Below are 10,030 nucleotides of genomic sequence, written 5' to 3' on the forward strand. Positions count from 1 at the left end.
TTTGTTTGGTTTTATACCTGAGCAGGCTCGTCGTAATAAACCGGACTTGGTGCGAGATTTTCTTCTGCTTTTGGTTTTAACGGTACAGCCAGAACGCCTTCTGCCAAAGCACTTCCTTCTTTTTTAGATTTGAATATTGGCCACAAAAACTGCGCGTACCATTCTTCTTGTTTGTATGATTTCATTCCGTATGATTTTGGGAATTTACGTGTAATTAAACCCGTTCCGAAGATCATATCCCAAATGAAAAACATATTTCCGAAGTTGCCTTTAAAGTGTCCAACACCGTCACCGCTTGTATCTGCGTGGTGTGCGTGGTGCGTTGCCGGAGTCGAAATCAAACGTTCTAAAACCCATGCAATTGGATGTAAAACTTTGTATTTGTAGAAAGGTTTGTCCCATGCAATGCTTGAGTGTGCGCCCAAAGTGATAAAACTTTTAATAACCAAAACAAAAAGAGCCGGTAAACCTAAACCTAAATAGGTTAAAGTGGCTGTCAAATAAATTTGAGAAAAGAAAACAGTATAAATAAAGTTTTGTCTCGAAGCCATCGCCATTCCCATATATGGAGCCGAATGATGTGTTCTGTGAAAACGCCATAAAAACGGAACCTGATGGTGAAGTCTGTGGTACCAATATTGTGTCAAATCATCGGCAATAGCAATAAGGAAAAAACCTCCCCAAAACGGAACCCATGAAAGTGTATTAGCCAAATTTGGAATTAAATATGGCAAAGCCGTTAAGCTGAAAAATGCAATAATAGGAGGCAGGATTAACTTTGGAGCCAGAAAACTTACAATATCAATCTTACGCTCTTCGCCCGTCCATTGATCGTCGTATAAACCAGCGCCAAATTCTATTGCTCCCAAAACCAGCATGAAAACAGTTAATCCCCAGGTGCGTATATTTTGAAAAGCAGGTTTTGCAAATTCTAAAAATGATGGTATCGTAACATGAGATTCTGCTACAAGTCCGTTGCTTAATTTAAAGTAAAGGAAAATTGCCACAACCGGCAATGAATATATCAAAAGACTAATACTCAAATCTCTTGTCAATTTACTGTTTGAATTTTGTGTTGCTGCCATAATTTTTTATTTTAAAAATTGATTTATTAAGGTTAAGCCTCCGGCCAGAATCGCCAGCGGAACTAAAAATAAAATTATACCCACGATAATTTTTTTTCCGATAATTTCATAGTCTACTCGTTTCATTATCTTGTGTTTTGTGTTATTATTTATTTGATTTGAACCTCAAACTTTGCATTTGAAATTCAGTGGATTAGCTTGTTTGACAAAAATAAAAAATAAATTCTTTTAACTCTATGGATTTAGTAGAATTTATTGATTATTTTTTTGAAATTTTGTTATATTATTTTTAACGTAATCCTGCAAGGTTTTCAAAACCTTGCAGGTTAGCTCTATTATAAGTTAATTAGTAGTACCAGCCGGTTTGTTAGCCTGACGAATTAACTCCTGAAGATTTTTGCCTTTATCAGTTCCGTTATTATGTATTCTTCTGCTAAAAACATCCTGCCAGTCAATTAGCGGGTAAAGATTATTTTCTTTTGCTTGCTCATCAAACAATTGTTTTAGTTCAGCCAGTTTTTCAGGATATTTTTTCGCAAGATTATTACGTTCGTTAAAATCTTCGTTTAAGTTGTACAATTCCCAAACATCAGCATCAAAATTACTTGGTGCCGGTTTTTCGTTTTTGCCTAAATTATTTTTCAATGCAAAAGAATCCGGAAGATGTGCCGCAGCGGCTTTCCATCCATCTTTGTAAATTGCTCTGTTTCCAAAAATATAATAGTATTGTACTTTGTGAAGTGATTCTGCTTTTGCATCATTTAAAGAAGCATAAAAAGTAGAACCCTGAATTTTATCCTGTTTGATTTCGCGAATCGTTTCTGGTGCTTTAATTCCAACAATCTCCAATGTTGTTGGCAATAAATCTGTTACGTGGCTGTATTGATTTCTGATGCCGCCTTTTTCTTTAATTCCCTTTGGATAATAAACAATCAACGGATTACGCGTTCCACCTTCAGAATGTGCATCTTGTTTCCAGTTTTTGAAAGGTGAATTTGTAGCCTGCGCCCAACCTAAAGGAAAATTGGTATTCAAACCTTTTGCAGTTCCGATTTCGCCAATATTATTTAAATTATCCTGAAGATTTTTCTCGTCAGATACACCGCCGGCAAAAAGATTTTGATTGATTACACCTTGTGTTGTCCCTTCTTTACTCGCTCCGTTATCGCCAATCGCAACAAAGATCAAAGTATTTTCAAGCTGATTGGTTTCTTTTAAATAATTAACAACTCTTCCAATTTCATAATCGGTATAGGTAAGATATCCGGCGTAAACTTCCATAAAACGGGCGTACACTTTTTTCTGATCCGGCGTTAATTTTTTCCAGTCAGCAATCAACGGGTTACGTTCCGGTAAAACGGCATTGGCAGGAATTACGCCTAATTTCTTTTGGTTTGCCAATACTTTTTCGCGGTAAGCATCCCAACCGTCATCAAATTTTCCTTTGTATGGATCGCTCCATTTTTCTTCCACCTGATGAGGTGCATGAACCGCTCCCGGTGCATAATATAAAAAGAATGGTTTGTTTGGCGCGGCTTTATGCTGGTTTTTAATGTATGTAATCGCTTTGTCCGTAATTTGTTCTGTTAAATGCCTTCCATCAGGAACAATATGCGTGTTATCTTCTACTAAATCAGGTTTGTATTGATCTGTTTGTGATCCTAAGAAACCAAAAAAGTGTTCAAATCCTTTTCCTGTTGGCCATCTGTCAAACGGACCCGCGTCTGAAGCTTCTTCATCTGGCGTCAAACCGTATTTACCAACGGCAAAAGTGTTGTATCCTTTGTCACGCAAAATCTCTGCAATTGTTCCTTTATCAGATGGAATTCTACCATCCCAACCCGGAAAACCTGCAGATAAAACCGTGTGAGAGAAACCGCTAACGTGCACTCTTCCAGAATTTCTTCCTGTCAATAAAGCGGCGCGGGTAGGAGCACAAATAGCTGTTGTATGGAAATTGGTATAACGTAAACCGTTATTGGCCAGTTCATCAAATGTTGGCGTCTGGATCAAACCTCCAAAAGAACTCGAAGCTCCAAAACCAACATCATCTAATAATATCCAGACTACGTTTGGTGCACCTTTTGGCGCTGTAACCGGATCAGGCCAATATTCTTTAGAATCGGCTGTGGTTTTTCCAATTGTACCTTTAAATTCCTGATCGGGATTTGATTGTGCAAATCCCTGAAATGCTCCTAATTGTGTTACAAGAAGTGCAGTAATCAAAAGCCCTTTTTTAGGATTTTTGATTGTGCTGTTATGATTAATTTTTTTCATTTTAAATAGTTTTATGGTTGATTAAGTAATAATTTTAGTTGTTTAAACTTATAATCATGTAATCTGTATTTTACTATACTATTTTATTTTATTCCAATCTTCGACACCTACTTTTGCTGACCATTGCTGATGTAATTCAATCAGATTCTGTAGCAATTTTGGTTCTGATTTTGCCAGGTTTTTTGTCTCTGTTCTGTCAGTTGCAAGATTGTATAATTCCCAGGGCTGATTGTTTTCGGCTACTGCTTTCCATTTCCCTTTTCTTACTGCTTTGCTGCCTTCATGTTCCCAAAACAAAGCTTCATGTGTCTTAGATTGTTTTTCTTCAAATTCTTTTTTTAAGCTAATGCCTTCTAGAGCTGTAAGTTTTTTTTCCTGAAAAGAATCTGGATATTGAAAACCCGCGTACTCCAGAAAAGTTGGAAAAATATCAATCAAATGGCTTACCCTGTTGCTTATTGTGCCTGCCTTAATATGCTTTGGGTAATAAGCAATAAAAGGAGAAGCTATACCGCCTTCGTGGGTGTTCTTTTTGAATAATTGAAAAGGTGTGTTGCTCACATTTCCCCACGGACTTTCGTAACTATCAATCGACGCAACCGAACCCGGTGTTCCATTTTTTTGAGTTACGTAATTCCAATTTTTTACATCATCGGCACTTCCGCCATTATCCGAAAGAAAAAGAATAAGGGTATTATCTTCTTCTCCCAAAGACTTCACTTTTTGCAGGATTTCTCCAATTCCGGCATCCATTCGGTCAATCATAGCAGCGTAAATTGCCATTCTTGTATCCCATTTGTCTTTTTCTTCGGCAGTTAGTTTTTCCCAATCCGGCACTTTTTCAAAACGATTTGATAAGTCCCAATTTTTATCAATGATGCCTTGTTCTTTTAATTTTTTAAAACGGCTTGCTCTCAATTTATCCCATCCTTCCAAGTATTTACCTTTGTATTTGGCAATATCTTCGGGCAATGCCTGAATGGGCCAATGCGGTGCATTATAAGCAACATACAGAAAAAAAGGCTTTTGCTGATTTCTTTGTTTTTCTAAAGAATTAATAGCGAAATTGGTAATTTCCTGAGTCAGATAAGTAGAAGTATCCTTGCGGATAATTTCCTGATCTCCTTTTAAAAAAGTAACTTTTCTACCGTCGTTATACAAAGGTTCTGAGTTGAAATAACTGCTTCCATTATTTTGTAAAGTAAAAGAATCATCAAACCCCCGATTCACCGCCCAGGCGGATGGTACTAAACCAACGTGCCATTTTCCGGAAACAATCGTGTTGTATCCTGCCTGTTTGAGTGCTTGCCCAATCGTAATGCAATGTTCGCTTAAATAGCCCTGATAGGCTGGGAACCCCTTGTCCTGCACCATGTCTCCAATACCTGCCTGATGTGAATACAGACCCGTGAGTAATGAAGCGCGCGAAGGACAGCAACGCCCAGCATTGTAAAACTGATTTAGAATAAGCCCGTTTGTAGCGAGTTTATCCAGGTTTGGCGTTTTAATTTCTGAGCCAAAAGCACCAATATCTGAGAAACCTAAATCATCTGCCAAAATGACGATGATATTAGGTTGCTTTTTCTGTGCAAACAGCTGAAATTGTACAACAACCAATAGGGCAAGTAGGAACAGTTTTTTAATCATTTTATTTACTTGTATAAGCCTTTTATTAATTTCCGTAGCCCGGATTTTGTGGCAATCCAACCGGGTCGATATTTCTTTCGCTTTGCGGAATCGGATATAAATTATTTTTTTCTGAAACCGAGTTTTTAGCTGTTACTTTTTTCACTTCGGTAACCAAAGTTCCCCAGCGAACTAAATCGAACCAACGCTGACCTTCCTGTACAAATTCTTTTTTGCGTTCTTCCTGAATTGCCGCTCTAAAAGTGTCCTGGGTCAAGCCCGATAAATCAACCGTTGGGTCTGGCGTAGTAATTGGTTTTCCAAAAGCTCTTCTTCTCACCTGATTGATTAATTCGTAAGCTTCCGGTGTTGGTGCTCCTTGCTCATTTATGGCTTCTGCCAAAGACAAAAGGATATCCGCATAACGAATTACAGGAAAATTAATAGCCACATTTCCCGGAGTTGCCAAATTGCTTAAATCCAGATATTTTTTAAAGAGTGGTTTCGGAAAAGTGTACAAAGTTCCTGTAGTTGGGTTTAGCAATTGTTTTGCATAACTTACATCTCTTCTTTTATCGCCTGCCGCATAAATATCATAAAACAAAGCAACATCAGAGATAATATCTGCCGGTTCTGTTGCTGTAAATCCTGTAAAAGATGTTCCTTGAAAAGTACTTCCGCTAGATCCGTTTCCTGCCTGATTTGGCTCAAACTGAACAGAGAAAATATGTTCTTTTCCGTTCTTTTTTGTTTTGGTAAAAATGTCCTGAAAATCTTCAAAAAGCGCATATCCGTATCCGCCATTAATTACTTCATTGGCTTTTTCAATCGCATTTGGCCAATCTTTTCTGGTAAGATATACTTTTGACAAAATAGCTTTTGCAGCTCCTGATGTGGCACGTCCGGCATCTGCAGCGGTATAAGTTGCAGGCAGGCTTTCAGCATCTTTTAAATCTAAAATAATCTGATTGTACACTTCATCTACAGTTGCTCTTCTCGATTTTAAACTTTCTAACTGAATAGAAGTTGGCTCGTGCAAAACAATTGGAACACCTCCCCAAAGACGAACTGCCTGAAAGTATAATAAACCTCTGATGAACTTCGCTTCATTGATTAGTCTTGTTTTTACAACCTCAGAACCAGAAACTTTCGGAATATTATCAATAGCAACATTGGCTCTGTTGATTCCGGCATAAATTTGTCTCCACGCTACCTGAACACGGTCTGAAGTGGCATCATGCGTTAAACTGCTCAATGCTCTTACCTGTGGGTTTGTAGCAGAAACTCCTGCCGATGCATAATCTGTTGCCATATCGGTAAGGAAGTAAAGATTTCTTCCAAATAAACTTTGCTCTCCCGGATCAAGACTTAAAGAGGCATATACGGCTGTTACACTTGCCACAGCATCGTCTTGTGTTTTAAAGTAATTGTCTTCGGTTACAAAAGAGGTTGGAGTTACCTCCAGATCAGCGCACGAAACCAATAGCGTGACACTTAATATTGTTGTTATGAATATCTTTTTCATTGTATATTTTTTTTACTTAAAAAGTTACGTTCAGTCCTGAAATGAAGGTTCTTGAATTTGGATAAGATCCAAAATCGATTCCCGGATATAAATTATTTTGTTCGTATGAACTTACTTCAGGATCATAACCTGTGTATTTTGTCCACGTAATCAGGTTTTCTGCAGATACATAAAACTTGACACTTTTTGCCCCTAATTTTGAAGAAACGCTTTTAGGTAAAGTATATCCTAAAGTGATCAGTTTCAATCTCAGGAATGAAGCATCTTCTACATAACGCTCAGAAACAATTCCAACTGGAGAACTTGATGCTCTCGGAATTTCATTACTCGGGTTTGTTGGTGTCCATCTGTCTTCAAGAGTTGCTGCAGCATTAGTTCCCAGAGTAGAAATCTCTAATTGCTGATTTAATGCATTGAATATTTTAGCACCATAAGATCCCTGGAAAGAGAAATTCAAATCAAAATCATTGTATGAAATAGTATTGCTAAAACTTCCAACAAATTTTGGCTGTGAACTGCCAAGATTTCCTTTGTCAAGTGCCGTAATTACGCCATCGCCGTTAGTATCAACATATTTTCTGTCTCCCACCCTTGTATTCGCAAGACTGTTTATTTTAGGCTGCGTATTTACTTCTTCCTGAGTCTGGAAAATCCCGTTTGTTCTGTATCCCCAGAAAGTTCCTAAAGGCAAACCAACTTTTACGGTTACAGGCTGTTGCTGCAATAAAGATCCGTTTGGTACTACCGGAAAAAACTGATCAACACCGTTTCCTATAGAAACTACTTTGTTTTTGTTTGCAGAAAAAACAAGGTTTGAATTCCAGGAGAAGTTTTTTGTTCTCACGTTTTCTGTTGTCAAACCAATTTCGATCCCTTTGTTTTCAACTCCGCCAATATTTTGAAGAACAGTCGCGTATCCTGAAGTCAACGGAACCGGAACATTGATAAGCAAATCGTTTGTTTTTTTGTAATACACATCAAAAACAAAATTTACTTTTCTGTCTAATAATGATAAGTCTAAACCAACATTATATTGATTGGTTTTTTCCCATTTCAAATCCGGATTTGCCAATCGGGTAGGAGCCAATCCTGTATATAATGTGCCTCCAAAAGAGTAATTAACAGAACCCATTTGTGCTAAAGAAAGGTAATTTCCAATTTCCTGATTTCCTGTTGTTCCCGCTGTAATTCTAAGTTTGGCTTCGGTTACGCCTTTAATATTATTAGCAAATTCTTCATCTGTAATATTCCATGAAAATCCTGCAGAAGGAAAATAACCCCAAAGTGATTCTGCACCAAATCTCGAAGATCCATCTGCACGCGCAGATAATGTGAAGTTGTATTTTCCTTTATATGAATAATTGACTCTCGTTAACCATGATTTTAATACACTTTCGAATGCATCACTGTAGGGTTTTACAGGAACACCATCCTGCAAAGAATTGTACGTATTCGCATCATTTACAAAAGTATTTGCTCCCGCTGTAACTGTTTCTCCTTGTGTATATTGAAGTGTATAACCGCCTAAAGCCGAGAATTTATGGTTTTCACCAAAAGTAGTATTGTAGTTCAGCGTGTTTTCATTCAAAACAGAACTTACTAATCTGTCTCCAACAGAAGCCAGTCCTTTAGTTCCGGCACCGTTTGTGGTATTTGCCGGAGCATAATAGTTTTGTTTAGTGTTGATAACGTCGCCACTTACTGCAACTTTTGCCGTTAGTTTTTTGGTTATTTTATATTCACCAAATAAACTCGTCAAAATTCTGTTGATTTTAGTTTCATTGATAGTATTTTCCAAATCATTAATAGGGTTTGGAACATATCCATTTACAGAAGTTGCGTAAGGATTATTGGTAACATTATAGCTTCCGTCTTCATTTTTAATGGGTACAACCGGAGCCGTAAGTGCAACACTCACTAATGGGTTTGGATTTCTTCCGCCAGCATTATTTGTCCCTACACCATTTGAAACTGAATTACTGTAATTGGCGTTTACACCAAATTTAAAATTTTGAGAATAGTTTTTTTCATAGTTGATTCTAAGCGAAATTCTTTTAAAATCAGAACCAATTACAGTTCCTTCCTGATCAAAATATCCTGCAGAAACTGCATATCTTGATCTTTCATCTCCGCCCGAAAATGATAATTGGTGATTTTGAACCGGAGCTGCTCTTACAAAAGCTGCAGATTGCCAGTCATATCCGCCAGAAGTTTTAAAAGCCTCAATTTGCGAGGCAGAAAAAGAAGGTGTCTGACCAATACTTGCCTGAACATCATTACGCAAACTTGCCCATTGTGAAGCATTCATTAAGTCCAGCTTTTTTGAAACCGACTGAACTCCAAAATAACCCTGATACGAAATATTATCCTGACCTTTAGTTCCTTTTTTGGTAGTAATAATTACAACTCCATTTGCACCACGAGATCCGTAAATAGCTGTTGCCGATGCATCTTTTAATACTTCAATAGATTCAATATCAGCAGGGTTAATAGTTGATAAAACATTGACTGATGCTCCCGCAAACGAAACTCCTGCCGAACTGTTGCTGTTATCATTATAAATCAGGATTCCGTCTACCACATAAAGTGGTTCATTACCGGCTGTAATCGAGTTTCCTCCACGAATACGTACACTTGATGAAGCTCCGGGACGACCTGAACTTTGTGTAACTACAACTCCTGAAATAGCGCCTCGCAGTAAATTATCTGCCGATGAAGTAACCTGAGATAAATTTGCTTTTGGCACCGAAGCTACAGAACCTGTAATATCTTTTCTTTTTTGAGAACCGTAACCTACAACAACTAATTCATCAAGTTCCTGGCGCTCTTCTTTTAAATTAATAGTAATTGGATTTTTTTCTACAATTATTTCGGCTTTTTTATATCCTATGTAGCTTACAATTAAGGTATATGGAAATTTCTGACCTGTTTGAAAATAAAATTTCCCTTCTGCATCTGTCTGTACTCCGTGAGTAGTACCTTTAATAACTACAGACGCTCCAATAATAGGCTGATTTGTAACATCATCGACAACTGTTCCGTCGAGTTTTGATTGTATAAGCGGGGTTGTATTTTGGGCGTTTATTCCTGCCGAAAGCAACAGGAGAAATAGTAATGAGTATATGTTTAAATATTTTTTCATTTCTTTGTATTGGTTTTTAGTAATTAACAAGGAGCCTTGAAAGTTGATTTTTCAACTCTCTACGGTTCTTTTTATTTAGCGATAAATTTTCTTTAAGCCTCGCCATTTCTGTTGCCGCAGAAATGGCTTTTTTTATTTATTTACAGCAGTTGTGCATTGTTTTCATTGTTAGTTTATTTAGTTATTAATTATTTTTTTTTGGATTTTACAGATATAGTTTCAAGAATCATATTGACACAAATAAATGTATCAAATAGATTTTTGGAAAAATTTAAAGCTATGCTTTGGTGAATTTTTAAAAGGTTCGTTTCTATATTTGATTTAAAGGAAATCAAGATAAACGATTTAAGGTCGAGAGATTAACAACAACAGAAA

Annotated in this window: 5 protein-coding genes; all 5 read right to left on the reverse strand. The window is 37.1% G+C overall.

Annotated elements, in window-relative coordinates:
* Positions 1–11: 11 nt before the first annotated feature.
* Positions 12–1,085, reverse strand: a complete 1,074-nt coding sequence (locus AC4FQ3_RS21445; protein WP_042563029.1) for a sterol desaturase family protein — start codon at positions 1,083–1,085, stop codon at positions 12–14.
* Between the two features lie 342 nt (positions 1,086–1,427).
* Positions 1,428–3,362: an arylsulfatase gene (locus AC4FQ3_RS21450; protein ID WP_491183229.1), complete on the reverse strand. Its 1,935-nt coding sequence runs from the start codon at positions 3,360–3,362 to the stop codon at positions 1,428–1,430.
* A 78-nt stretch (positions 3,363–3,440) separates the two neighbouring features.
* A complete protein-coding gene (locus tag AC4FQ3_RS21455) occupies positions 3,441–5,009 on the reverse strand; it encodes an arylsulfatase (RefSeq protein WP_491183230.1) in 1,569 nt (522 codons plus the stop codon).
* A 25-nt stretch (positions 5,010–5,034) separates the two neighbouring features.
* Positions 5,035–6,513 (reverse strand): RagB/SusD family nutrient uptake outer membrane protein, encoded by a 1,479-nt coding sequence (locus tag AC4FQ3_RS21460; RefSeq protein WP_491183231.1) that lies wholly within the window; start codon positions 6,511–6,513, stop codon positions 5,035–5,037.
* 16 nt (positions 6,514–6,529) lie between these two features.
* Positions 6,530–9,655 (reverse strand): SusC/RagA family TonB-linked outer membrane protein, encoded by a 3,126-nt coding sequence (locus AC4FQ3_RS21465; protein WP_491183232.1) that lies wholly within the window; start codon positions 9,653–9,655, stop codon positions 6,530–6,532.
* Positions 9,656–10,030: the final 375 nt, after the last annotated feature.

The organism is Flavobacterium sp. AK-345, from assembly GCF_058310175.1.

Bases quoted from the DNA above. Each gene is read 5' to 3' on its own strand.
- AC4FQ3_RS21460 (WP_491183231.1), bottom strand. From the start codon at position 6,513: ATGAAAAAGATATTCATAACAACAATATTAAGTGTCACGCTATTGGTT.
- AC4FQ3_RS21455 (WP_491183230.1), bottom strand. From the start codon at position 5,009: ATGATTAAAAAACTGTTCCTACTTGCCCTATTGGTTGTTGTACAATTT.
- AC4FQ3_RS21445 (WP_042563029.1), bottom strand. From the start codon at position 1,085: ATGGCAGCAACACAAAATTCAAACAGTAAATTGACAAGAGATTTGAGT.
- AC4FQ3_RS21465 (WP_491183232.1), bottom strand. From the start codon at position 9,655: ATGAAAAAATATTTAAACATATACTCATTACTATTTCTCCTGTTGCTT.
- AC4FQ3_RS21450 (WP_491183229.1), bottom strand. From the start codon at position 3,362: ATGAAAAAAATTAATCATAACAGCACAATCAAAAATCCTAAAAAAGGG.